General features: G+C 52.1%; 1 rRNA gene. It reads left to right on the plus strand.

Going from position 1 to position 242, the window contains the following annotated elements:
- A 23S ribosomal RNA gene (locus KJS58_RS25265) occupies window positions 1–227 on the plus strand; the annotation flags it as partial.
- Between the last annotated feature and the right edge of the window lie 15 nt (window positions 228–242).

The following is a 242-nucleotide window of genomic DNA, read 5'->3' on the forward strand; positions in this document are numbered from 1 at the left end:
ACCGGGATGGACATACCGCTGGTGTACCAGTTGTTCCGCCAGGAGCATCGCTGGGTAGCTATGTATGGAAGGGATAAGCGCTGAAAGCATCTAAGCGCGAAGCCCACCTCAAGATGAGATTTCCCAATTAGTAAGACCCCTTGAAGACGACGAGGTAGATAGGCTGGAGGTGGAAGTGCAGCAATGCATGGAGCTGACCAGTACTAATCGGTCGAGGGCTTATCCTACAAGCTTTCTGAAGG

The organism is Paenibacillus sp. J45TS6 (assembly GCF_018403285.1).
Lineage (GTDB): Bacteria > Bacillota > Bacilli > Paenibacillales > Paenibacillaceae > Paenibacillus.